Annotated in this window: 27 protein-coding genes, 1 tRNA gene and 3 pseudogenes; 14 read left to right on the top strand and 17 right to left on the bottom strand. The window is 52.7% G+C overall.

What is annotated here, in order from left to right:
• Nucleotides 1-70: 70 nt before the first annotated feature.
• Nucleotides 71-1,408: a cadaverine/lysine antiporter gene (gene cadB, locus FNY10_RS01435; RefSeq protein WP_100686005.1), complete on the bottom strand. Its 1,338-nt coding sequence runs from the start codon at nucleotides 1,406-1,408 to the stop codon at nucleotides 71-73.
• Nucleotides 1,409-1,772: 364 nt separating this feature from the next.
• Nucleotides 1,773-3,305, bottom strand: coding sequence for a lysine decarboxylation/transport transcriptional activator CadC (gene cadC / locus FNY10_RS01430; RefSeq protein WP_131047561.1), 1,533 nt, complete (start codon nucleotides 3,303-3,305; stop codon nucleotides 1,773-1,775).
• Between the two features lie 33 nt (nucleotides 3,306-3,338).
• Between cadC and FNY10_RS01425 the strand changes: the two genes are divergently transcribed.
• The gene (locus tag FNY10_RS01425) at nucleotides 3,339-3,632 is read left to right on the top strand and encodes a hypothetical protein (protein ID WP_160702103.1); all 294 of its coding nucleotides are present in this window, start codon (nucleotides 3,339-3,341) and stop codon (nucleotides 3,630-3,632) included.
• Here FNY10_RS01425 and FNY10_RS01420 read toward each other — a convergent pair.
• A complete protein-coding gene (locus FNY10_RS01420) occupies nucleotides 3,629-4,267 on the bottom strand; it encodes a CatB-related O-acetyltransferase (RefSeq protein WP_131047559.1) in 639 nt (212 codons plus the stop codon). The two genes, FNY10_RS01425 and FNY10_RS01420, sit on opposite strands and share 4 nt — an antisense overlap.
• Nucleotides 4,268-4,520: 253 nt before the next feature.
• On the opposite strand from FNY10_RS01420, the gene FNY10_RS01415 reads away from it, so the two are divergent.
• The gene (locus FNY10_RS01415; protein ID WP_160702105.1) at nucleotides 4,521-4,676 is read left to right on the top strand and encodes a hypothetical protein; all 156 of its coding nucleotides are present in this window, start codon (nucleotides 4,521-4,523) and stop codon (nucleotides 4,674-4,676) included.
• A 56-nt stretch (nucleotides 4,677-4,732) separates the two neighbouring features.
• Here the strand turns inward: FNY10_RS01415 and FNY10_RS26550 are convergent, their stop codons facing one another.
• Entirely contained in the window at nucleotides 4,733-5,044 is a 312-nt protein-coding gene (locus FNY10_RS26550) for a hypothetical protein (RefSeq protein WP_202395293.1), read from the bottom strand.
• Nucleotides 5,045-5,415: 371 nt separating this feature from the next.
• Here FNY10_RS26550 and FNY10_RS01410 point away from each other — a divergent pair, with 371 nt between their 5' ends.
• Nucleotides 5,416-6,282: a GNAT family N-acetyltransferase gene (locus tag FNY10_RS01410; RefSeq protein WP_100686003.1), complete on the top strand. Its 867-nt coding sequence runs from the start codon at nucleotides 5,416-5,418 to the stop codon at nucleotides 6,280-6,282.
• Between the two features lie 109 nt (nucleotides 6,283-6,391).
• Here FNY10_RS01410 and FNY10_RS26735 read toward each other — a convergent pair whose 3' ends face one another.
• Complete coding sequence (locus tag FNY10_RS26735; RefSeq protein WP_224742492.1) at nucleotides 6,392-6,556, bottom strand: YnfU family zinc-binding protein; 165 nt, start codon at nucleotides 6,554-6,556, stop codon at nucleotides 6,392-6,394.
• A gap of 284 nt (nucleotides 6,557-6,840) precedes the next feature.
• Here FNY10_RS26735 and FNY10_RS01405 point away from each other — a divergent pair, with 284 nt between their 5' ends.
• Entirely contained in the window at nucleotides 6,841-7,113 is a 273-nt protein-coding gene (locus FNY10_RS01405; RefSeq protein ID WP_100686002.1) for a hypothetical protein, read from the top strand.
• 9 nt (nucleotides 7,114-7,122) lie between these two features.
• Here the strand turns inward: FNY10_RS01405 and FNY10_RS01400 are convergent, their stop codons facing one another.
• From FNY10_RS01400 to FNY10_RS26545, 3 genes are all read right to left on the bottom strand, one after another.
• On the bottom strand, nucleotides 7,123-7,335 hold the full coding sequence (locus FNY10_RS01400; RefSeq protein ID WP_004858906.1) for a hypothetical protein: 213 nt from the start codon (nucleotides 7,333-7,335) through the stop codon (nucleotides 7,123-7,125).
• 141 nt (nucleotides 7,336-7,476) lie between these two features.
• The gene (locus FNY10_RS01395) at nucleotides 7,477-7,707 is read right to left on the bottom strand and encodes a hypothetical protein (protein ID WP_100686001.1); all 231 of its coding nucleotides are present in this window, start codon (nucleotides 7,705-7,707) and stop codon (nucleotides 7,477-7,479) included.
• A gap of 88 nt (nucleotides 7,708-7,795) precedes the next feature.
• The gene (locus FNY10_RS26545; protein WP_131047556.1) at nucleotides 7,796-7,984 is read right to left on the bottom strand and encodes a cold-shock protein; all 189 of its coding nucleotides are present in this window, start codon (nucleotides 7,982-7,984) and stop codon (nucleotides 7,796-7,798) included.
• A 799-nt stretch (nucleotides 7,985-8,783) separates the two neighbouring features.
• On the opposite strand from FNY10_RS26545, the gene FNY10_RS27260 reads away from it, so the two are divergent.
• Nucleotides 8,784-8,903 (top strand): YnaM/YnfT family protein, encoded by a 120-nt coding sequence (locus FNY10_RS27260; protein WP_407081470.1) that lies wholly within the window; start codon nucleotides 8,784-8,786, stop codon nucleotides 8,901-8,903.
• A gap of 188 nt (nucleotides 8,904-9,091) precedes the next feature.
• Here the strand turns inward: FNY10_RS27260 and FNY10_RS01390 are convergent, their stop codons facing one another.
• On the bottom strand, nucleotides 9,092-10,378 hold the full coding sequence (locus tag FNY10_RS01390; protein ID WP_100685998.1) for a citrate synthase: 1,287 nt from the start codon (nucleotides 10,376-10,378) through the stop codon (nucleotides 9,092-9,094).
• Nucleotides 10,379-10,550: 172 nt separating this feature from the next.
• Between FNY10_RS01390 and FNY10_RS01385 the strand changes: the two genes are divergently transcribed.
• Complete coding sequence (locus tag FNY10_RS01385; RefSeq protein ID WP_100685997.1) at nucleotides 10,551-10,901, top strand: DUF1304 domain-containing protein; 351 nt, start codon at nucleotides 10,551-10,553, stop codon at nucleotides 10,899-10,901.
• Between the two features lie 137 nt (nucleotides 10,902-11,038).
• Here FNY10_RS01385 and FNY10_RS01380 read toward each other — a convergent pair whose 3' ends face one another.
• The gene (locus FNY10_RS01380; protein WP_160702107.1) at nucleotides 11,039-12,253 is read right to left on the bottom strand and encodes an MFS transporter; all 1,215 of its coding nucleotides are present in this window, start codon (nucleotides 12,251-12,253) and stop codon (nucleotides 11,039-11,041) included.
• A 432-nt stretch (nucleotides 12,254-12,685) separates the two neighbouring features.
• Between FNY10_RS01380 and lldD the strand changes: the two genes are divergently transcribed.
• Nucleotides 12,686-13,864, top strand: a complete 1,179-nt coding sequence (gene lldD, locus FNY10_RS01375; RefSeq protein ID WP_131047554.1) for an FMN-dependent L-lactate dehydrogenase LldD — start codon at nucleotides 12,686-12,688, stop codon at nucleotides 13,862-13,864.
• Nucleotides 13,865-14,079: 215 nt separating this feature from the next.
• Here lldD and FNY10_RS01370 read toward each other — a convergent pair whose 3' ends face one another.
• Both FNY10_RS01370 and FNY10_RS01365 read right to left on the bottom strand, forming a co-directional pair.
• On the bottom strand, nucleotides 14,080-15,252 hold the full coding sequence (locus FNY10_RS01370; RefSeq protein WP_160702109.1) for an MFS transporter: 1,173 nt from the start codon (nucleotides 15,250-15,252) through the stop codon (nucleotides 14,080-14,082).
• Entirely contained in the window at nucleotides 15,249-16,442 is a 1,194-nt protein-coding gene (locus FNY10_RS01365) for a serine hydrolase domain-containing protein (protein ID WP_160702111.1), read from the bottom strand. The genes FNY10_RS01370 and FNY10_RS01365 overlap by 4 nt, the downstream gene beginning before the upstream one ends.
• A gap of 115 nt (nucleotides 16,443-16,557) precedes the next feature.
• Here FNY10_RS01365 and FNY10_RS01360 point away from each other — a divergent pair, with 115 nt between their 5' ends.
• Together FNY10_RS01360 and rsxA are read left to right on the top strand one after the other, a co-directional pair.
• Entirely contained in the window at nucleotides 16,558-17,457 is a 900-nt protein-coding gene (locus FNY10_RS01360; RefSeq protein ID WP_160702113.1) for a LysR family transcriptional regulator, read from the top strand.
• Nucleotides 17,458-17,630: 173 nt separating this feature from the next.
• Nucleotides 17,631-18,211: pseudogene (rsxA, locus tag FNY10_RS01355) on the top strand (electron transport complex subunit RsxA).
• Between the two features lie 114 nt (nucleotides 18,212-18,325).
• Here the strand turns inward: rsxA and FNY10_RS01350 are convergent.
• The 4 genes from FNY10_RS01350 to FNY10_RS01340 form a co-directional block, all read right to left on the bottom strand.
• Nucleotides 18,326-18,664, bottom strand: a complete 339-nt coding sequence (locus tag FNY10_RS01350; RefSeq protein WP_131047549.1) for a hypothetical protein — start codon at nucleotides 18,662-18,664, stop codon at nucleotides 18,326-18,328.
• A 62-nt stretch (nucleotides 18,665-18,726) separates the two neighbouring features.
• Entirely contained in the window at nucleotides 18,727-19,086 is a 360-nt protein-coding gene (locus FNY10_RS01345; protein ID WP_131047548.1) for a hypothetical protein, read from the bottom strand.
• A 282-nt stretch (nucleotides 19,087-19,368) separates the two neighbouring features.
• A complete protein-coding gene (locus FNY10_RS26540) occupies nucleotides 19,369-19,629 on the bottom strand; it encodes a hypothetical protein (protein ID WP_202395294.1) in 261 nt (86 codons plus the stop codon).
• A 591-nt stretch (nucleotides 19,630-20,220) separates the two neighbouring features.
• On the bottom strand, nucleotides 20,221-20,394 hold the full coding sequence (locus tag FNY10_RS01340; protein WP_160702115.1) for a hypothetical protein: 174 nt from the start codon (nucleotides 20,392-20,394) through the stop codon (nucleotides 20,221-20,223).
• Nucleotides 20,395-20,513: 119 nt separating this feature from the next.
• Between FNY10_RS01340 and FNY10_RS26730 the strand changes: the two are divergent.
• From FNY10_RS26730 to FNY10_RS26725, 3 genes and pseudogenes are all read left to right on the top strand, one after another.
• Nucleotides 20,514-20,697: pseudogene (locus FNY10_RS26730) on the top strand (tyrosine-type recombinase/integrase); the annotation flags it as partial.
• 350 nt (nucleotides 20,698-21,047) lie between these two features.
• The gene (locus FNY10_RS01335) at nucleotides 21,048-21,593 is read left to right on the top strand and encodes a hypothetical protein (protein WP_100686649.1); all 546 of its coding nucleotides are present in this window, start codon (nucleotides 21,048-21,050) and stop codon (nucleotides 21,591-21,593) included.
• 75 nt (nucleotides 21,594-21,668) lie between these two features.
• Nucleotides 21,669-21,839: pseudogene (locus FNY10_RS26725) on the top strand (integrase); the annotation flags it as partial.
• A gap of 19 nt (nucleotides 21,840-21,858) precedes the next feature.
• On the opposite strand, the gene FNY10_RS01330 reads toward FNY10_RS26725, so the two are convergent.
• Nucleotides 21,859-21,935: transfer RNA gene (locus FNY10_RS01330), tRNA-Arg, on the bottom strand.
• Nucleotides 21,936-22,290: 355 nt separating this feature from the next.
• Here FNY10_RS01330 and folD point away from each other — a divergent pair.
• Together folD and ybcJ are read left to right on the top strand one after the other, a co-directional pair.
• The gene (gene folD / locus FNY10_RS01325; protein ID WP_100686601.1) at nucleotides 22,291-23,157 is read left to right on the top strand and encodes a bifunctional methylenetetrahydrofolate dehydrogenase/methenyltetrahydrofolate cyclohydrolase FolD; all 867 of its coding nucleotides are present in this window, start codon (nucleotides 22,291-22,293) and stop codon (nucleotides 23,155-23,157) included.
• Nucleotide 23,158: 1 nt separating this feature from the next.
• Nucleotides 23,159-23,371 (top strand): ribosome-associated protein YbcJ, encoded by a 213-nt coding sequence (gene ybcJ / locus FNY10_RS01320; RefSeq protein WP_160702117.1) that lies wholly within the window; start codon nucleotides 23,159-23,161, stop codon nucleotides 23,369-23,371.
• The last annotated feature ends 31 nt before the right edge of the window (nucleotides 23,372-23,402 follow it).

Genomic DNA, 23,402 nt, shown 5'->3' with positions numbered 1-23,402 from the left:
CAGATAAAGAAAGCCCCTCCCGCCACGTTGTGACAGGTGATGGAAGGAGCCTCAGGAATAGGGTTGCTGATTAATGCGCGCTGGCGGTGTTGCTATCAGCGGAGTTGTCGTTGTTCTGACGCTGGTGCATTTTGCGGCCGTAGAACATCAGGATAATCAGGCTTACGATAAAGGTACCGGCCAGTTCGAAGGAGCTTGCCCCCATCAGGGCGATGAAGCAGAACGCACAGCCCAGTACGGAGCAAATCAGGCTGACGAAGTTGCGTACATTGATGCCTTCGAAGCGAATCAGGTCAACACAGGAGTAGAAGTAAGGCAGCATGGTCAGCAGGACGGCGATACCGGTCAATTCACCGAACAGGTCGGAAGCTTTACCGCCGGTGGAGTTCATCAGGGTAATCAGCACCATCAGCGCAGTCATTTTCACCGCAGCCAGCAGCAGACCTTTTTTCGGAATACCGTTGTTATCCACTTCACCGTACACTTTCGGGAAGTTACCATCGTTAGCGGCACGTACGCCGGCCTGGCCCACCAGCATCATCCAGGAGCCGAGAGACGTCAGGCAGGCAAAGGCGGTGAAGGCCGACACTACCGGCGCAGCCCAGCCGCCGAGAATGGTCGAGGCGCTGATCGCGAACGGCGCACCGGAGGCGGCCATCTGCGAGGCAGGATACATACCGGCGATAACCTGCGTCGCGGCGATGTAGACGATACCGGCCATCGCGGTGCCCAACATGGTAGCCAACGGCACGGTACGTTTCGGGTTTTTCACCATCCCGGTACTGACGGCGGCGGATTCTACCCCGACGAAGGCCCACAGGCAGAGCAGGATACTTTTGATGACCGCGTGGCTGTCCGTGGTTCTGGAGGTGTTCCAGTTCGCCTGATAGGTTGCGGCATCAAACCAGTGCCAGCCGACCACTGCGGTCATGACGACCGGAATAAGCACCAGCACCAGGCCAATCGTCGTCAGACGGCTAACCCAGGTCCCGCCGAGCATATTCACGAAGGTAAATATCCATACGATGGCAATACAGGCAATGCCTGCCGGCACCGGGTTATTTAAAATTGGGAAGAACGTTGATAAATAAGAGACGGCGGTAATCCCGATGGCCAGATTACCGATCCAGTTGGCGTGATAATAAAGGACACCGGTCTGGAAACCGAACGCCGGAGATAGTTCACCCGCGTAGGCAATAGGGCCACCCTGCTGCGGATTTTTGGTCGCCAGCCGGGCATAAACATAAGCCAGAGACATCGCGCCAATAATAGAAATCACCCACCCCCATATGGCAATACCACCGATACTAGCGAGGTTTGCAGGTAATAATGCAATACCGCTCCCCATCATATTACCGGCTACAACACCGGTACAGGCAAATAGCCCGATCTTCTTGGCAGAACTCATGCTTTCTTTTCTCCTGAGTTTATTTTGCGGTACAGATCATGATGATGAAACTTTTATTGACCCGACCAACTGCCAACCAGATTACGGATTAGTACGCGATAAGTCCTAAAGATAAAGTGAAATAACTACAAACATCAGACAAATGATATTTTGACCTTTTTCAATTAACATATCAGGATGACATGTTGATATCATAAAAAGATAAACACTGTTTATTTACAAGTAGTTACGTTAAAGATCGTGTGTTGATTTTGTGTTGCACCCCGCGATTTACGCGTTAAACACATATAACAATCAGGGTGCTCATGAGAAACATAAATTTAACCTCACCACGCGCAATATCCTGAGTATGGTGAGGGTTTATTTATTCTGAAGAGAGGAAGTTATCGAGGTAAGGTACAACGCGGGTGACGGAAGTCTGGAAGACCGCATTTTCAATCCAGTAAAAGGTGTTCTCGCCCGGACGTAAATTAAATGCCGTCAGATAAGCATCGGCCGCTTCCCGGTTCTCTCCTTTCATCTCGTAGACTTTACCCAGCAGCACATAATTCATCCACGACATCTCAAGATCGATCCCAGTATTAATCGCGTTATACGCTTCATCGACTTTGCCCTGGCCCAGCAAATCCACTGTTTTAATTTGGTAAAAGACCGCCGTATCTTTGATCCCCGGCATATCGCCGACCCGGGAGATTTCAGCGTACAGCGCGCCGAGCTGCTCTTTATTTAACGGCTGTTGCGAATGACGTAATACATCCACCAGCGTTTTTTCCGCATAGGCATAAGAAAACTCGGGCGAGTCTTTAATCACATCATCAAGCAGCGCGCTGGCCTTACCTAATGAATCGACATCGCCGTTCATTAATAACTGATGCGACTCGTAGAAATGCGTCAGCGCCGTACTGTGCGATGGTTGATACTGTTTCAGCATCGTCTGCATACGTTCCGACCACGGCTGCTTTAAGGCCTCCGATAAGCTGTTCAGCAGATCGTTTTGGATCGCCAGTTGGTTGTCGCTGGTGATGAAATAACGTTTATCCATCATGGTTGAACCGTCGGCATTATCCACCATCTGCACAGACATAAAGCACTGCTGCGCGCGATAGTGCCGCTGATTGACGAACTCAATCGTCAGCGTTTTACCTGAACTGCTCGGCTCATTAATGTTGTAGTTGGTTTTGTCGTGCACCATAAAGGTCGAGAAGCTGTTGAGCGACGTGGTCACCAGGCTGCCTAAGCCCACCGCATACGAGTGCTGCGATACCCAGTTGGTGCAGGAATTACCTTTCAGCAGGTGGATATCGATATCGCGCGGGTTCAGCAGCAAGCGCGCTTTATTCACCGGTGGCCGCGATTCGATCGTCGACAGCGCAACCAGGGCCACGCAGCTCCCCAGCGCCAGCAGGAACAGCACCCATACCCAAAAGGTCGTGATACGTCGGCGCTTCTCCGGTTTTACGACCGGCGCCTGGCCTTGCTCAACCCCGGCGACCGAGAGCGCCAGGGTCGTCAGCTCAGGCGTTGCTACGGGGAGCGCGGACGGGATCGCCATCGCCGGTTCTTCCCCCTCTTCCGTACACCAGATCACCGGCACCGTAAGCTTATAGCCGCGCTTTGGTACCGTCGCAATATATTCTGGGCTACTATCGTTGCCATCTTTCAACGATTTACGTAGCTCGGAAATACTCTGCGTGACGACATGGCTGGTCACCACGTTACGTGTCCAGACATTATCAATAAGCTCGTCCCTGCTGAGCACTTCACCAGGATGACGGGCAAAGAAGACCAACAGATCGATTAAGCGCGGTTCAAGAGTAAGCTGACGCCCCTTCCGACTGATTTGGTTAACAGAGGGTGTAACCAGCCATTCTCCCACGCGAACAACAGGTTGTTGCATAAAAAGAGCCCGAAACGAAAAGGGAAAGGCGCGATGATAGCACATTCCCCCGCCCTGTTTATGATAGGGGTCATTACCTTGATCGCGTTATATCATTCTGCACTTATTTCTAATATCCAGTTTTTACCTCTAAACAAAACCGGCAATACTTTATTAACATCTGCACTATTTTTTCCCAAAAATCGCCTGCTGCATCATTGGCCGCGGTACTCTCGCCGATTAAAAGAGGCTTTCTTCGGCGGCGGTAAAGCCGGTTATCTGGACTCCCCCGCCGTCGCCGCGCAGCAGATCCGCAAACCCCACATGGCGCGCTTGCCGCCAGGTTAACGGCGCTCCTGCCGATGCCGTGCCACCGCCTGTTCCAGCGCGCTAATATCCGGGCTCGACAGCAGCGGTTGCAGAGTCAACAGCGTCTCTTCCTCTAATTCATAGAGCTTCAGCTTCAGCAGCCGCGCAATGTCGGGCTCAGGAAAACGGTGCTTGATAAAAGTGGCCGGATTTCCGCCTACCACACTATAGGGCGGTACGTCTTTGGTGACCACCGCACCCGCCGCCACCACGGCGCCCTCGCCAATCGTGACGCCCGGCATAATCATCGCCCGCATGCCAATCCAGCAGCCATCCTGCAGCACGGTATCGCCACGATGCTGGTAGGCTTCGTTGACGCACGATACAAACGGATAGAGGCTGACCCAGTCCATCCGATGCGTACTGTTGCCGCCCATCAGGATCACCACTTCCGGCGCGATGCAGACGAAATTGCCAATAAAGAGCTTATCGACATGGCCTAAGGGCTCCCACCCTTCGCTGACGGCATCGCCGTGCAGGTAGCGCACCACGCAACGTTCAAACCCGCGATCCCAGCAGTCGCTGTAGTAGCTGTGACTGCCGCGGATGATCACATTAGGGTTGGTTACCGTCTGGTGCAGGCGTTCAGTGATTGACCAGTGTTTATTGGCCATCGAGGCATTCCTTCTTGCGTTAATATATCCACTTGCTGACCCGTCATCATAAGCCGGAAAAACCTAATACCGGAGCAAGCGCTGCCGGTATCATGATGGCTGACTCCGGAAATATTTTGTTGAGAATAAACTGACAGACATTATGTTTATTTACTCGCGCCGCCATTATCCATAATTAAACAAAATAGCTCCACCCCGATCATATTCTTAATGATAAAAACGGGCCGTTTCTCCCACTCTGCCAGGTTTTTCTGTGTCCAGACTTGTCATTCTCCCTTTGCCGTTGACGCTGGCCTCCCGCGCGGGCTATTTTTCGCCGCTGCCACAAGAGACGCAAGGTGACGATACCGCCCGCTGTGGCTACCGGAGTCGTCACCACGTGATTATCGGCGACAGGAGGAACGCGTAATGAGTAAGCGCTCGCCGCCACCGGACTCTTCGCCTCTCCTGCCGCCAGCGATACAATTATGCAGGCCGTAGGTAGGGTGGTGGAGAAGGACTCGATCCCAGGCCAAAGACGATACGCCACCATCGACATCTGCCCGGCGGTAAGCTCTTCTGCCGTCCGCCCTGGCGCTGCGCCATCTCATCAAACCGCTGGCGCTCATTCATCGGTTCCGGCCTTCGCGACGAGCGGGGGGTCACATCGAGAATCACGGCGATGACCTCATCACTGTTGTCACCATCGAGACCGGGTAGACACTTCCGCCCCGGCGCCAGCAGATAAAGCGGGCGGCGCGATTCACGATGCTGAGTTGCATCGATTAAACTTTTCATTATTTAAGCTGGCAGCTTAACTATTCGCAATGAGAAATATATTTTCAAGTTTGTACCGAGTGAATCAGGTGAGAGTTAATAGAAATTAAATCTCAGCGCTAATAAATTTTACCGGTGAGACTGATATCGGAAAATGAGGCCGCAAAAATGATAGCGGTCGCGGGTCATCGCTCAGCGCATTCGTCGGCCGCCTCCCCTTTCGGCCCGGCGTACTGTGACCGAGCCAACGTCCTGAGAAACCGCTGAAGGGACAAACTGTACAAACATCAGGAAAAGTTCATACTCAACGCTATAAATAAGCCAATATTTTTGCTATTAAACTGGTAGTCGCCATGTCGGGTCTCAGAACTTATAAAAAGGAATACAGGCCAATGAAATACAAATTAGTCAAGCAGGTTGTCCATGATGATGTGTTAAGAAACAGCTTCATTAATTTGGCAATTAAGACCTTCGACCTCTCTTTTAAAGAGTGGTACAAAAAAGGCTACTGGAGCGAGTCCTATATTCCTTATGCATTTGTCGAACATAATAAAGTCATTGCCAATGCGTCGGCTAACATTATCGATCTGATGTGGCAGGGGCAGCCGCGGCGCTATATCCAGATTGGGACCGTGATGACCGCCACCGATCATCGCGAGAAGGGGCTGGCCAGCCAGCTGATTAACCATATTCTGGCTGACTGGCAGGAGCAGGCCGACGGTATTTTTCTCTTCGCGAACTCCACAACCGTTGATTTCTATCCCAAATTCGGCTTTGAACAAACCGACGAGTACCAGTACGCCCTGCCGGTTACGCCTGTCGCCGGGGATTTTCGCAAGCTGGATATGGACAAAGAGAGTGATGTGAATATCCTCAAATACTATTATCAGAAATCCAACCCGTTTTCCCGCCTCTCGGCACGCAATAACTTCGGCCTGTTGATGTTCTACTGCTCGGCGTTTATGAAGCACTTCGTCTATTATTCGGAGAACAATAATGCCGTGGCGATCGCCATGCAAAACGATCATGCCCTGCTCTGTTTTGATATTTTCTGTGACAGCGAGAGTTCGCTGACGAAGATCGTGAATGAACTTGCGGCGCAGCATACCCGCCAGGTTATTTTAGGCTTTACCCCTACGGAAGATCGCGTGGGCGAATACGAAAAGATTGAAATTGATGATTTTCTTTTCATCTATACGGCAAAAGAAAATATCTTTAAGGAACGTAAGCTCATGTTCCCGACGCTCTCGCATGCCTGAATCGGCCGGGCACCTTGCGACTGGCCGAAGTCCGTTCTGACACTGAAGTCCGGGCGGCAACCACATCCGTCACGACCCCGCCAGGGGCGTGACGGGAGAGGTGAAAACATTATTTAGTGACGATGAACATCGACTTGCAGCGCGGACACAATAATGCCGCGCCATGCTTTATTTTGTTAACAGGCTGCCGTGACTTATGCCCGCATTCCGGACAGGTTACCGTGGTCTCAGAGGTGGAACTCAAGCGCTTCATTGCGTTGTCGAAGAATGACATAGATCTTACCCGCTGAATGAATGTGGTCTATCATACCACTAGCCGATTAAAAAACATACAGCACTAAACATGCCGGGAAATGGCCATCGTGGGTAATTTATCGCGGTTTTAATCGCTATGTTTCAGGGGTTTTCACTAAAAACAGCCCAATCGCCCTATTAAATGCAGAAAACCCGATAAAAATAAGATAAATGGCATGAGTCTTAATTTAACTCTAATATGATGAATGAGATATGGTAATGTTCATTCATATCGAATGATTACAGACAAACAAGAGATAAGAAATGACTGGAAACTCAACAATTCACGCTCAAAATTGTCGTACCGATATCGGGATTGGAAAACAAATCACCGCCAGCGTAAAAGGTTATGTCAATGGGCATCTCTATATGATTGATATCACCGTTCATCCTGTTGAGATCACATTTGATTTTGGCGACGAAAAAATTATGCGCGGGTCTTATTTTAGCTCTAAGAATCAGGAGATGGTATGGGCGGCGGAAAGCAAAGAGCTGACCATCTCCGATGAAAAAGGATCTTTCACAATAGCCTTTTAATGCTCAGGCTCAATGTCGATAAAACGTGCCGTCGCTATGCCCTGAGCCAATACGACCCGCCTCAATTAAAATTTCATCGATAACATCTTCCAGACACGCTGAACCATGATTCTCACAAATCATATGAACCTGCTTCAATATTTCCTCCTGGGACATCTCTCCGCGTAAAGCGGAGGTCAGCATGACCGATGCCCAGCGGCGAACTTCCGGGTGCGTAATCATACAACTTTACCTCAGCTAGCAACACACGCCTTTAAATTATAGGCGCTCACAGGATCTTCACCGGTTAAATCATGCTGTCGCCCCTGTCGGCGCGGCATAAAGCCTGACTCATCTTGCCGCCGGCCGCCGTTCATCGCCGCGCTATGACAACAGTTTTCCCGCCGCGTGTTGAATCTCGGCTGATGTTAAATCGCGATCGGAGGCAACGTGTACAATACGATGATCGCCCGTCAAGGAAGGAAATTCCGCAGACATGATCTGCAGTTGTTTTTGTTCGCCGTCAGGATACTCACGTAATATTGTTGTTACGCCCGGTACTATCTTTGCGACAACCGCCGGTAATGCATTGAAAAAAACGATGACTTTCTTCATGAGTCTACCACCTGGCTGCAAGCATAATGCTGGCTATGCCATGCATTATGGAATGAAAAAAGAAAAGGCCCCGTCCGGGGCCCTTGCATTATTTCTGACACGTCATTGTCGCCATGCCGCTGGAAATGTAAGGAGCAATATTATCAAATGTAACCATTGATGTTTTACAAAAGATACATTTTGCGCCAAAGGGATTTTTTTCCGTCACATCGTAATGCGATGTTCTGTATTGTGACCCATGACAACACGGGCATCTGAAATGAATGTATTCAGTCATGATGTTAACCTTTATGTATGACAACATTCACTACCGCAGGGACCACAGGTGATACTCTGCTGAAAACCGATCGCTGGTTTTCAAGGATAGTGCAGAAATCACCGTACTGAACAGCAGGCAAAGAATACGCTTTCTTTTGCGACCATTCTCTGCATGATTAACCTGAGGTTTTTCACCGGCTTAATCATGACCTTATTGTAGTGATTGTCTGAGATATGTTGTTCGTTTTTTTAATTTGCCCCAAGGGCATCTCTGGCCTGCAAAAAAACTTATCGAAGAGAAAAATACCCAAAAGGAGATATCAGAAGATAAATGTGATGAGAAAATTCCAGAAACTACTGCAGATAATTTTTAAGACTCAAACCGTTGAAGTCATTAACGCATGTAGGCCAGCAATTAGCAAGCATTATTTTTTTACCGTTTTTTTACCGTATTTTTTGCTGATAAAACTATGCACATACTTACCGTTACTGACAACTTAATCAGTAGATTATTCCTGCTGCCGCCCCATTGCCTACTTATTTTTTGATCTTCGGTCTGTCCCGGGAATGTTTATGACAGCAAAATAGATTCTTGACGGGAACTTTATCCAGCAACCGCCGGTCAGAGCGATTATCAGGAACGCTGGTCCGCTCATTATCAGGGGCAGTGCACCTGTAGGACTGCGGAAAAGCCCAGGGGCAGACAGCGCTGGTCCGCCGGAGACCCACTCTTACCGATGCGATTAATGCCCTGGAAGAGCGTTTTCGATTGTAAAAAAATATAACCGACACAGATTAACCACACCGAAGGTCACACTATGTTGATGACAGTATTCATTTATATCGGAATTATCGGTTCCGTCGCCGCGCTGGCTTTATTTTCTCTGTCCCTGCTGTGGATTGCCGTTTCAAATAATCCGGATAACACGGATATATAAACTTCATCTCCATTTAATCTTCCTGTAAAGACCAGCGCCTCTGCGCTGTCGCTTGCGCGGATATTCTGAAACGCGCCACTGGCCGCGTTTCAGGTAGCATAGCGACGCCTCTTCGGCTAACCGCACCTGGTCCTGCCTCGCCTGTGGAAAGTCCGGCAATGGCTCTCATCGCCGGACCGGACATGTCCTTATTTTATCCCGCGACGCGAAACGTAATCCCGCGCCGCTTCTCCGGTGTAAATCTGCCGTGGGCGATAAATCTTCAGCGGCGACTCGTGCATTTCGTTCCAGTGCGCAACCCAACCCAGCGTGCGTCCCACCGCGGTCATGACGACAAACATCGACGAAGGGAGTCCCATCGCCTTCAGGATCACGGCGGTATAGAAATCGACGCTCGGCGAAAGTCCATTCTCAACAAAGTAAGGATCGTGGAGCGCCACCTCTTCCAGAGCCATTGCCACCTGAAGCAGCCGATCCGACATGCCCAGCTCCGCCAGCACTTTATGGCAGGTTTCGCGCAGAATGGCCGCCCGGGGATCGAGATATTTGTAGCGCGAGTTGCCAAAGCCCAGCCGACGGAAAGCCAGGGGATCCCTTTTTACCTTGCTGATAAACGCCGGGACCTGTTCGACGCTCTCAATATCCCCCAGCATTTGCATACTGGCCTCGTTGGCGCCGCCGTGCATTGGCCCCCACATCGACGCCAGACCGGCCGCCACGCAGGCGAAGAGATTCGCTCCGGAGGAGCCGGCCGCCCTTACCGTGGTGGTCGACGCGCACTGCCCGTGATCGGCATGGAGCACCATAATCTGGTTCAACGCCTGTTCGATAACCGGGTTCACCTGGTACTTTTCCGCAGGAATTGCAAACAGCATATGCAGGAAATTCCCGGCATAAGAGAGGTCATTTCTCGGGTAGACCGAGGGTTGCTCGATGGAAAACTTATAGCTCATCGCCGCAAGCGTCGGCATTTTGGAAAGCAAGCGGGTGGCGGCCAGCGCACGATGCTCGGGATTTTCGACGTCCAGCACATCGTGATAGAAAGCGGCCAGCGCGCCCACCATGGCACACATCAGCGCCATCGGATGGGAGTCGCGACGAAATCCGCTGCACATTTTCGACATCTGCTCATGCACCAGGGTGTGGCGGGTAATTTTTTCCCGGAAGGCTTGATAGCTCTCCTCATCGGGCGCCTCTCCGTGCAGCATAATGTACGCCACTTCCAGAAATTCACACTGCCTGGCAAGCTGATCCACCGGGTAGCCACGGTGCAGCAGGACGCTATTCTCAGTATCGATATAGGAAATGGCCGACTCACACCCGGCGGTATTGCTGAAGCCCGGATCAAAACTGCACATTCCTGAATTCGCGAGCGCGCGGAGATCAATACCGAGGTGACCCAGCGTCCCGGACACCGTATTCAGAGGGATGGCCTCTTGTCCATCCAAAGAAAGTATTAACGGTTTCGTTCCCATCCTGTAAATTCCCCTCAACAGCCAGCGCATGATCACCCTGGAGACATTCTCCAGGCCGAATTTCCAACATAGCCAGGGTGATGCGGCTATTCTTTGATATAAACGGTAAAACACGCGATAAAAAGCGGGTTTTACCTGGGTTCCCTGTGCTCTAACCTGAATAAGGACTACCGTGTTAGCCAATACGCTTATTTTTATCGTCGCCGCCATCCATATCTACATTCTGATCCTGGAAATGTTTTTGTGGGAGAGTAAGACCGGACGCAAAGCATTCAGCCTCAGTGCAAACTTTGCCCGCGAGACCCGGGTGATGGCAGCCAATCAGGGCCTGTATAACGGTTTTCTGGCCGCCGGTTTGCTGTGGGGACTCTGGAGTGCGCAGAGCGGGTTTGAGTTTAAAGCGTTCTTTCTGATCTGCGTGATCATTGCCGGACTGTTCGGCGCCGCAACCGCCAGTCGGAAAATACTGTATGTGCAGGCTCTCCCGGCAACGGTGGCGCTGATAGCGCTGTACGTCAGCTAGCGCTGACGCCAGCAAAGCGCGCCGACCGCCCTTGACGGCGCCGGGATGCGGGTCGCTCCCCCGGCGCGAAAGGACAGGTCAGGATTGATGCCGCCCGGAGACGGAACAGCGCCCGCACGGGCTCGCCGCTTCCGGGATCAATCGTATGACCGGGTGGGCGTGACTATCGATGCGCAGAGCGTCGGCGCATTACGCCACCAGATAATCAGCGCCGCCAGGGCGATAACGCTCAGGACGCTGAAGGCCGCGGCAAACGAGTAATGACCGGCAATCATCCCTGTCAGCGCCGGGCTCATGGCCGCGCCGGCTCCCTGCATCAGCATCACCACGCTCTGGCCAGCATTGACGTGCCCGCTTCCGCGCAGCAGCGCCACAATGAAACTCGGCACCACCACGCCCAGCACACCGGCCGCTAAGCCATCCAGTATTTGTACCGGCACCATCATCAACGGTGCCGCAGTGCTTGCCGCCAGCGCCGCGCGGACCGGCATAATCAGCAGAGCCAGCATAATCAATCGCCAGTACCCATATTTATCGATTCGTCCGGCGGTCCAGATTGCCACCGGGATCATGACCGCCTGAGAAATAATCACCGTGGCCGCGGCGCACAGCCCGGGGTTGATGGCGCCGGGAGCGGAGGCAATTCGCATGCTGAGCATCGGCAGCAGCGCCGCATTCGCCAGATGAAACAACAGCAGCGTCAATCCGGTAATCAACAGCGCGGTGTTTTTGGTCAGTACCGAGAAGTCGGGGATCTGTGGGGTATCCGTCAACTCCAGCCCTCGCGCCGCCTGGTTATCGATATCGCCGCGGCGTATAGCCAGCAAGGCAACGAGGGTTAATAACATCGTACAGGCCATTAAGATGAAAATACCGCCAATCCCCCAGCGCCAGGCGATCCCTCCGGCAATCAATGCCGTGGCGAAATTTCCCGCGTGGTTGAAGGCCTCATTTTTGCCCATCTGCGCACTAAAGCCGTTTTGCCCCGTCAGACCCAGCGTAATGCCGGTGATAAGCGGGCCGACAAAAGCCGCGCATATACCGCTGACGATTTGCGAGAGTGCGACCACGCCGTTTCCCTGACTGAACCAGAGCAAAAGTGTGCTCCCGGTAATGATGACGCAGAGCAGCGCCAGCATCAGACGCTTGTTCTGCGAAGCGTCGGTGATGAACCCTGCGGGCAGCGTCGCCAGCAATCCTGCCATGCCGCCGGCGGTCATCAGTAAACCGATATCATCCGGTTGCCAGTGATGCTGGGTCAGAAAAATGCCGAGAAAAGGTCCCAGTCCGTCACGAACATCGGCAATAAAAAAACTCGTCAGACACAATGCCTGTAATGAACGCAGAGTCATATTTTCTACCCTTTAGCCTGTTTGCACCGCTTCATGCACGAAGACGTTCAAACCAGCATATTCCTGAAGAATTAATATAATGAGGACTCTCATTATTGTCCTCATTAACGTCATTGTTAAACAACCCGATAAAGGGTCACCATTCATTATGGGTAGTGAAATTGAAAGTAAGATGTCGTCCGGACAATACACAATCGTAGAGTAAAACCCAAGAGCGAGGTTGTTATTTCACTAGCAAATATTGCTGTCAACGAATGAACGCATTTTCACCAGAAATATTTCATCAGGAAAATCAACAGCGTTAAAAAATCAGGTTATTCCCTTTCTGCATGACCGGGATTCTAAAATTTCATTTTTCCCCTCATTTCATTGGGCCTATAGTCTTTCTGCCTGCAGAACATAAACTTAGTTAAGACCCATAAGGAAAGAAAAATGATCGTTTCAGCACCCGCCGATTATCGTGAGGCCGCCCGTCATCGTCTTCCTCGATTTCTGTTTGATTATATTGACGGCGGCGCGGTAGCAGAAAATACCATGCACGCGAACTCAACTGAACTCGCCTCAATTGCGCTGCGTCAGCGGGTGCTTTGCGGTGTTGGCGACCCGACGCTGACGACGAATATCCTTGGATCGTCATGGGCAATGCCGGTCGCGCTGGGCCCTGTCGGAGCCACTGGCATGTACGCACGGCGCGGTGAAGTCAAAGCGGCGCGCGCCGCAACCGACGCCGGCATCCCTTATACCCTTTCCACGGTATCGGTATGCCCGATTGAAGAAGTTGCACAGCATGCCTCCGGTGAACTCTGGTCACAGCTGTACGTACTTAAAGATCGCGGTTACATGCGCAATGCCCTCGAACGCTCGTGGGCCGCAGGAATGAAAACGTTGGTTTTCACCGTCGATATGCCCATCCCCGGCTCGCGCTATCGCGATAATCGCTCGGGGATGTCCGGACCGCGCGCCACCCTGAGACAATACCTGCAGGCCTGTACCCATCCCCGCTGGGCCATAGACGTTGGGCTGGCTGGCAGACCCCTGTCGTTTGGTAACATTGAAGCCTACACCGGACACAAGATGACGATGGACGACTATATGGGGTTTATAAGCAATAACTTCGACCCCTCCATTGCATGGCACGATCTGGAGTGGATACGCGACAGCTGGAAAGGGAAGTTGATTATCAAGGGCATCCTTGACCCTGAGGATGCAAAGAATGCCGTCCGTCTGGGCGCTGATGGCATCGTGGTTTCTAACCACGGGGGCCGGCAGCTTGATGGCGCAATCCCAACGGCCAGGGCGCTGCCCCGGGTGGTGGATGCCATCGGTGATGACCTCACGGTTCTGGTCGATTCCGGGGTGCGTTCCGGGGTGGACGTTATCCGGATGCTTGCCCTTGGCGCGAAAGGGGTACTGCTGGGACGTTCATATATTTATGCGCTGGCGACGGCAGGAGAAGCTGGCGTTGCACACCTGCTGCGCCTGTATGCTGAAGATATGAAGGTGACGATGACTCTGACAGGCGCAGCATCACCGGCGGATATTCGCGCTGACTGCCTCGACCGTTTAGAGAAAGAGATGGCGCAGCTAGCCAGGACGCATTCCGGACAATAAGCGGTGCATGAGAGCCACGCGACCAGACCGGCGCTAAGCTTAGCGCGGCTGGTCGCCCGCTAATTTATCATCTGGAAACGACAATAATGGCTGATTTATGCGACTTTCATCATGGCATCGTATTGATCCAGGTCTCGTTTATGGCACATGAGGGATATCTGCGCAGATAAAGTGAGCGGTTTTACACCGTCAGGATGCCGCGCTTCTCTCCTGTCTCATGACGCTGAAGTGGGGAAACCGTGACGCCTGGCAGACCACGCCACCAGGAGCGTAGCCAGCAACAGCACCAGTAGCGCAGGAGAGAATGCCCCTACGCCGAGACTCTCCAACAGCAAGCCGCCAACAATCCCGCCGCAGGCAATCGCCGCATTCCAGGCGGTAACCAGCATGGACTGCGCCATATCGGCAGCCTCGCCCGCACTTCTCGCCAGCGCGGTCTGAAACAAGGTCGCCGCCCCGCCGAAAGCCACACCCCACATCACTACCGCCGCGTAGACCGCGATGGGATCGCCGCCCACCATCCCCAGCAGCCATGCCGCCAGGCCGAATAAGACCGTGCTTGCCAGGGTCAGTGCGCGCAGGTACCGGTCGATCAGCACGCCGACAACCCAGATGCTGAATAGCGAGGTCATGCCAAAAACCAGCAGCACCACATCGGTGCGCTCCGCCATTCCCGCCCTCATCAGAAATGGCGCAATGTAGGTATAAAGGATGTTATGCGCAAGAACAAAGGCCAGCACGACGAACAGCACCGGGCGAATCCCCGGCAGGCTGAACACCTGGCGCAACGAGAAATGTTTTCCCGCGGGCTGCCCCGCAAAGTCCGGCACTCTCAGTCTCACCCAGACCATCAGCATTAGCGCCATCAGGCTCATGATGGCAAAGCACATGCGCCATCCCAGCAAATTGCCGAGCAAAGTACCGGCAGGCACGCCCAGCGACAGCGCCAGCGGTGTACCCACCATCGCGATAGCGATAGCGCGGCCCTTCTGAGCGTCAGGCACCATCCGCGCCGCATAGCCCGCCAGCAGCGCCCATAGTAGCCCCGCCGACACGCCTGCCAGGAAACGTGCCACTATGGTCAGCGCATAGCTGGCGGAGAGCGTCGTCACCAGGTTGGCGATAGCGAAACCCGCGATGGCGGCCAGCAGCAACGGCCGGCGACGGACGCCTTGAGTGGCGGCGGTCAGCGGAATGGCGGCCACCAGAGAGCCGATGGCATAGACAGTGACCGTCTGGCCGACCCATGCTTCACTGACGGCCAGGCCTTGCGCCATTTGGGGCAACAGGCCAGCCGGCAGCGCTTCGGTCAGAATGGTAATGAAAGCCGCCATCGCAAGCGCCAGCAGCGATGCGACGGGCATGGATTTCTGCATCGTCGAATTCATCGCTCAGTCCCCGGAGCGCCGTAGACCGCATCGCGCAGATCGGTGACGAAGCGCCCCGACATGCCTTCATACAGGGTGTTGGTGAAAGCGACGACGCTAAGCCCCTGCGCGCGATCCACGAACCATGAGTGGCCATAGGCGCCTCCCCAACGCCAGGTGCCTTCTGATTCAGGTGAGGCGGCCAGCGTCGGATCGCGCAGAACCGAAAATCCCAGCCCAAAGCCGAAGCCCGGTACATTGGGCAGCGCCATATTCGTTGTCCGATCGCGCGCCATTTCCGCAATCAGTTCGTTGGGCAAAATCGCCCCCTGCCCCTGACGCAGGGCTTCCAGCAGGCGCATAAAGTCTTCGGCCGTTCCCGCCATGCCCGCGCCGCCCGAAGGAAATTCCTGCGGATTGAAGATGCGCTGAGGACTGTAGCGAATGCCGACCACCCTGTCGAAGGGCGAAACGATTTCCCCTTCCGCCAGCGGGTGCGGCTGAGGTTCATCGTTCACGTAAGCGGTCGCTACGCGCTGCGCATCCCGCGCGATAAAGCCGGTATCCGCCATGGCCAACGGGCCGGTCACGAGCTGATGTACAGCGATATCAAGCGGTTCGCCATACACCCGTTCGATCAAGGCCCCCAGCACATCGGTTGCCAGTGAATAGCCCCAGCTCGTGCCTGGCTCGTACAGCAACGGCACGCTGGCGATGCGGCGCAGGTTCTCCGCAAGGTTAATACCGGACATATCCATACCATCCGACACGCCGGCCCGCGCATAGGGCCCCCGGGTATCCGTCTCGAAGAAGCGATAGCCCAGCCCTGCGGTGTGGCTCAGCAATTGCCATACGGCGATCCGCGCAGGCTGGCCGTCGGCCAAGCGTGGTCTGAACTCGGGCAACCAGCGTTCGAGAGCGTCATCCAGATTGAGCCGACCTTGAGCCACCAGCACCAGCGCCGCCGTTGAGACGATGGTCTTGCTCACCGATGCCAGACGGAAGATAGCATCCGTGGTCATTGCCCGACGGCTTTCGCTGTCGGCCCAGCCAGCGGCCTGGCGGTGAAGAAGCACGCCGTCGCGGGCGACCAGGACCACGGCGCCAACCAGACGGCGTTCATCCAGCGCCTTCTGAACAGCGGCCTGAATGCGGGCGGACAGATGTGCAAGTGGGACGCCTGCGTGCAGAGACAAGGCGGGAACAGACATGGGCAACTCCTTTCATCAGTGAACATTCCCGCATGATAGAAACGCAGCTATTAAAGAAAAAGTAGGGTACAGTTCCGTTCTTAGCGGAACTATTTGTCCGCAATGGAGGTATGAAGTGGACAACCTGAATGGCTTCGTCGTGTTCGTCCGGGTCGCCGAGACACGCAGCTTCGTCGCGGCCAGTCGGCTGCTGGGCGTGTCGGCATCCGCCATCGGCAAAAGCGTGGCGAGGCTGGAAGAGAAGCTTGGCGTGCGCCTGTTTCACCGCAGCACGCGCAGCATCACCCTGACGGCCGAGGGAACGCTGTTCCTGGAGCGTAGCCGACGTATCCTTGCCGAGATCGAAGCCGCGGAAATGGAATTGTCGCAGGCGACGGCCACGCCGCGGGGCCGGTTACGGATCAGCCTGCCCCTGGTCAGCTCGCTGGTGTTACCGGTGCTTGGCGAGTTCATGCGCGAATACCCGGCCATCGAGCTGGATCTGGACTTCACCGATCGGCTGGTCGAGGTGATCGAAGAGGGGTTCGACGTGGTGGTCAGAACGGGAGATCCGACGGACTCGCGCCTGTCCGCGCGGAAGCTGGGCACCTTCCGCTCGATGCTGGTCGCCTCGCCCGATTATCTGGCGCGACGAGGTATACCCGAAGTGCCCGCCGATCTGCTGGATCACACCTGCCTGCACTACCGCTTTCCCAACAGCGGTAAGCTGGAGCCGTGGGCGCTGCGGCAAGCGCCGGGAGAAGCCGATCTGCAGCTCCCCACCTCAATGATCTGCAACAATATTGAGACGCGGGTGTGCTTTGCGCTTCAGGGCCTGGGAATCGCCTGTCTGCCGGAATTCTCGATCAGAGAACCACTGGCAGATGGACGGTTGCGCACCATTCTGGCCGACCGCGTGGAGCGTACTGGCGTCTTCTACGTGCTCTGGCCCGCCAGCAGACATCCCTCGCCTAAAATTCGGGCGATGGTCGATTTTCTCTGTGCGCGGGTATTTCCGTCATCTGAAAGCAGATAATCCGCTCAGGGCAGAAGCTGAGCTTTCGGCGGCTGATGGCATGGTGAGACGAGCGACAATGCGAATCTCACCATCGGCGACAAAATCCAGGTTCCCTTAAATTTTTCATGGTCGATACCAGAAAGGATAATCCGTATTATGTAAGCAAATATGTCAAAAGCAGGGACTTACCCATGCAAGAATTCGGCATACTCTTTATCAGCGCGGTACTGGTTAACAATTTTGTCCTGTCCCGCTTCCTTGGGCTATGCCCGTTTATGGGAGCCTCAGGGAAACCGGAGATGGCAACAGGAATGTCGTTTGCGACAACCTTCGTCCTGACGCTGGTCAGCGCACTGGCATGGTTTTTTGATAATTATCTGCTGGTGCCCTACGAACTGACCTATCTCGCGTGATGGTCTATATTTTTGCCAGCGCGGTTGTGGTTCAGCTCACAGAGACTTTTATCCGAAAAACCAGCCCTGCCCTGTATCGTCTGTTAGGTATTTTCCTGCCACTGATCACCACCAACTGCGCAGTTCTGGCAGTGCCGCTCATCAACATTACTCAGAACAACGGATTCCTTCTTTCTACGTTTTATGGCTTCAGCGCCGCCTTTGGTTTCTCACTCGTGCAGGTGCTCTTCTCGTCGCTTCGCGATCGTCTGAAAGCCGCGAATGTGCCGGCCCCCTTCAAAGGCTCTCCGATATCGCTTATTACCGCGGGTCTGATGTCGCTGGCTTTTATGGGATTCACCGGGTTAACGGGGGCGTAGTATCCGCCGTATTTATCGCGAAACGGCTTAATAAGGCGGGTAAGACGTGGGAGGAGGACATTGACAGCACCTGGCAGCTCAGAATCAGCCACAACTCATTGTTAGCATAAATTATCATTTTAACTGGCACTCTTTGCTTATTTCATTCTCAATGTCTCTGTCTTCCGCGTGCTCCACAAGTCGCTTAAATTGACGCTTGAGCTTAATCCCAGAGGGAGTACAACTTTTCGAGTCCGCAATCTGTACCGCAGCACTGTATGCGTTGTAGCAACGGTCAACATCTGACACGTCCTTTTTGCAGTTGCTGAAAACAATAAAAGTACTGTCGGGATGTTGTAACATTTTTTCTATTTCAGTATTGGTCTGTGATTCACGGAGTATTTTGGGGAAAAACAGGACTATTGCTAACGCGACCAGTACTGCGCCAATCATCGTCATTAATTTGAATGTCATACTCATTATCTCACTGACGCAATGCTTGTGCCCGGTTAACCACTACATGACCTGACGGGTCATTAAAAAGGATTCTGACACTTTGCTATCATAGACAAAATGGACTTGTGCACATCGGGATCATGGGGTGCGTAAAAAAAGTACGCACTGGTTTGTTTTTCACCAGAAGGGGTGATGTCGACCCACGCTACATTTTCATAATTAGCGTCCTGTAAATCGTAACGCTCCGTCCCTCCAGGCAACGAGTCATCCTTCATTAATGACAGCTTTTGCGAGAGCGCAGCGGAGTACAGACAACTTTCTACGATATGCTTTTGTCCGTCGAAATACGCCGTTTTTAATTCCGGGTGAAGACCAACGCGACCAAGGTCCACGCAACCGCACAACATCACGGCCATAATGCTTATAATGATTTTATTCATCAACATAACCCTCCTTTGTATAAATGCCGCTCATATTAACCAATTTTTCTTATACGTGGCATCAATAGAATCTTAATGCTGATTATTTCCTTTGTCCGGAAATACATCAAACTGACAGCCAACCCTTTGATATAAATTACCCGAGCGCATGAAACCAGACCAAATAAACCACCAGACACTTAAAAAATTAGCGGACAGGCGAAGAGATACTGTCGCAAATTGATAACGGCGCTGAAGAAGGCAATGAAGGCTGGCGAGGGATGACAGAAACCATGGATAAGATTACTGCCTTTGATCCCATATTGCTATCTGCTCAGAGAGCCATGCGGTCCCACCGGCCAGCATTAAAGGAGGTTTATGCATTGCAGTCCCAAACTGCCAGGCGGCAAAAGCCAGAAAACCCACCAGGGCAACGATAGTCACTCTCAACACCTTACGCTCAGCATGCAATAACAAAATTATGGCAACCGACAGCAGGATCAGCGTGACAGGCCAGCAGGAAGCGATCGCAACATAAGACATAAACAGGTAATCCGTAATCATCGTCTCACCTCTTCTTTTTAAAGGTTGCCATCGTTGACACAACGCGGAATCATTATTAACGCCAGCTGGCGTGGACGTTTCAGGGTTGCTCAAGCCACCATGAACATGAACGGTACGAACAGCCCCTGTCAATTCTCAGCCGGAAGCGGTAGTTCAGAGAGGTTCGAATATTGCCCGCAAAAACGTGAGAAGCCCTATCCAGCACGCATGTCAGGCGTTACGGCGATGCCAGAGTCGGCCCGCAACCTCTCAAGTCGCTTAACCATTCAATTAAACGCCTTTTTCGTCATCTGGAGAACACGCTCGATTCTGATTTGTACCGCCTTCATCAATCCCCCCTGACACCGGAAGGGTACTGGCTGATGGCTGAAAAACAGCAAAAAGTGGGTAGAACAAAAACGGGTGTGCTTACACAACGCTCTGGCGCTGGGTACACTACCCACAATGCTCCTGCTGCGTAAATACCCGCTAACTGGGGAGACACCATTACGTGCCAGCATCACTGGTTCCCGCACGCCCGGCCCCACTTAAATCCGTGTTTGCTGGCAACAGACTGGCAGGTACATGCTTTACATTCTGAGATGAATTTGGTCACTTATCCCGGTTGAGCGTATGGGTTCTGATAACCTCAGAGAGAATGATAATCACGGCCACCACAATAAACATCACACCAAAGATAGTTCCTTCCACCTCACCGGTTTGCAGGTTATCAGACCCTATCAGGGCACCTCCAAGAAAACTTAAAGGTAAATATATTTTGAACATTACCGCCTCCCTTGTGCGAAGTTCCTGAACCCACTGTCCGCAGCGAACGCAGATGCATTCTGGCATTCTTCGCCTGGCGCACCAGATTTGCAATAACCTGGCGAAGTTCAATACCGCTGATTACAGACTTTCGTTTTCATGGCCTGAGACACACCGGACCAGTTGATTAATTCAGTCCGGCGTTCCGCCGTCTGTGCTACGGGAAATGGGTAGCCGGGAGAGTATTGGGATGGTACGTCGATATGCCCACCATGCAACTGACCATTAACAGATCCTGCGCGGCAAATTGACTCGGTTTTTTAGGAAAATCTCCCAAATATTTCCAACACGGGAAAATCAGCGGCCGGAGGAAGTTGATAAGCGTTTGATTTTTGAATGGCCTCTATCTGCTCATAACTGAGTAATACCGGTTTTACGTTTACGTTTACGTTTACGTTTACGTTTTGTCTGGACATATGCCATACCTGATATTTATACAGTCATTATAATTACAGATAACGGGATGATCATTGTTTATATTGCAATTAATGAAAGAATAAATTTGTTCGTAACCAGAAGAGAAATTGATTGTTTTATAGACTTTTGCCGAGTACTTAACGAAGATTGCGTAATGACTTGTCGCTGCTGAGTCTCAACTTAACAAGGAAGACCTGATGCCCTTACCCGAACGTTTTAAGCCAGCCAAGATAAATCGCCAGAAACTTAAAGAACTAGCGGACGCAGCCGAAGAAATACTGTCGCAAATTGATAACGGCGCCGACGAAGATGATGAAGGGCTAAAAGCGATGATTGATGACTGGAACAGGCAGGTCGTTAATCCGTATGAATTCTCTGATTTCCGTGACTTTTCCTCATGGACCGACGCAAAGAACTTTACCCGGATGGCATTTAATCAGGAGAAATACGTTGCGGATTTAACCTGGGATGAACTAATTCAGATAATTAGTTTCGTGTGCAATGCTGAAGGCAAGAGATCGGAACAAAGTTACGCGCTGGGATTGCTGAAGAAAAACTTTGATGCCAATGCGTCCGACCTCATCTACTGGCCTAATGAATGGTTCCAGGATGAAGACATGCTCCAGGTAGATTTGACGCCTGAAGAAATCGCCGGATACCTCATGGCAAAATCTGGCCGGCTTCTAAGCGATGCGCCACAAATCGACCAGAGATACCCGCTCCCTCCCAGCGCAGCAAGTTAACGCTAAGAGATATCAACCCTAATGGGCAAAACACGTCACTTGTGCCTATACAGAGCCAGAACACGTCAAACCTGCCTATCCGTCCTGCAGGAAATGGGAGGATGGGAGAGCATTGAGATGGTACGTCGATATGCTCACCTGGCACCTAACCACTTAACGGAACATGCGCGACAAATTGACTCTATTTTTGAGGAAGATGTCCCAAATATGTCCCACACGGGAAAATCAGCGGCTGGAGGAGTTTGATAAGCGTTTGATTTTTGAATGGTACGCCCTACAGGGTTCGAACCTGTGACCTACGGCTTAGAAGGCCGTTGCTCTATCCAACTGAGCTAAGGGCGCACTGAAATGCGGATGTTTCATGGAGTGAAACCGCCTGGAATTATACGGTCAACGCTCAGTGAGTCAATGCATTTTGCCATGAAACTGCTGCGGCATAACTAACTTGCCTATATATACGACAAAGGTTGCGCAAAGTTCATCCATCGCCGGTTTTCAGCACTTATCGCGCTCGACGACAATAAATAGTTCCAGTTCCCCTTAAATGCGCCAAATATCCCTTTAAACCGCGGTGTCTTTAGCCCTTAATTTTGTCAAAGAGGGATAAAAATTCAAACGAGGACTGACAGCGAGGCTGGCTTCTGACAAAATATCCACATCCCCCTTTCGTTAAGATACAGATGGAATCCTCTCTCTGATGGCAGCAAAAATTATTGACGGTAAAACGATTGCGCAGCAGGTACGCGCTGAGGTTGCGGAAAAAGTGAAGGCCCGTACTGCGGCCGGAAAACGCGCCCCAGGGTTAGCCGTCGTACTGGTCGGCAGCAACCCGGCGTCGCAGATTTATGTCGGCAGCAAGCGCAAAGCGTGTGAAGAGGTGGGATTTGTCTCCCGCTCATACGATCTCCCGGAAACCACCAGCGAGGCGGAATTACTGGAGCTGATTGATACGCTGAATGCCGATACCACTATCGACGGTATTCTGGTACAGCTGCCGCTGCCTGCCGGAATTGATAACGTGAAAGTGCTGGAGCGTATCGCCCCGGACAAAGATGTTGACGGTTTCCACCCCTATAACGTCGGCCGTCTGTGCCAGCGCGCCCCGCGCCTGCGCCCGTGTACGCCGCGCGGAATCGTTACCCTGCTTGAGCGTTACAATATCGACACCTACGGCCTGAATGCCGTGGTTATCGGTGCATCGAACATCGTGGGCCGTCCGATGAGCATGGAGCTGCTGCTGGCGGGCTGCACCACCACCGTCACCCACCGCTTTACCAAAAACCTGCGTCATCACGTCGAAAACGCCGACCTGCTGATCGTCGCGGTGGGTAAACCGGGCTTTATTCCGGGCGAATGGATTAAAGAAGGCGCTATCGTGGTGGATGTCGGTATTAACCGTCTGGAAAACGGCAAAGTGGTTGGCGATGTCGTCTATGAAGATGCCGCCGCACGCGCGTCATACATCACACCGGTGCCCGGCGGCGTCGGCCCGATGACCGTTGCTACGCTCATTCAAAACACGCTGCAGGCGTGCGAAGAATATCACGATATTCAGGAGGCCTGAGATGGCGAATTTTTCTCTGGGCAAACACCCACACGTTGAACTGTGCGATCTGCTGAAGCTCGAAGGCTGGAGTGAGAGCGGCGCGCAGGCCAAAATAGCGATTGCCGAGGGTCTGGTGAAGGTTGACGGCGCGGTAGAAACCCGCAAACGCTGCAAAATCGTCGCCGGTCAGACGGTGAGTTTTGAAGGCCAGAACGTGACCGTTACTGACTGATTCTATTCAATAAAACGCCCGGCAAGCCGGG

It is taken from the genome of Klebsiella sp. Lac1 (assembly GCF_009825425.1).
GTDB lineage: Bacteria > Pseudomonadota > Gammaproteobacteria > Enterobacterales > Enterobacteriaceae > Klebsiella > Klebsiella electrica.
Note: the sequence above shows the minus strand (reverse complement) of the source record. Positions and strands in the feature narration are given on the sequence as shown.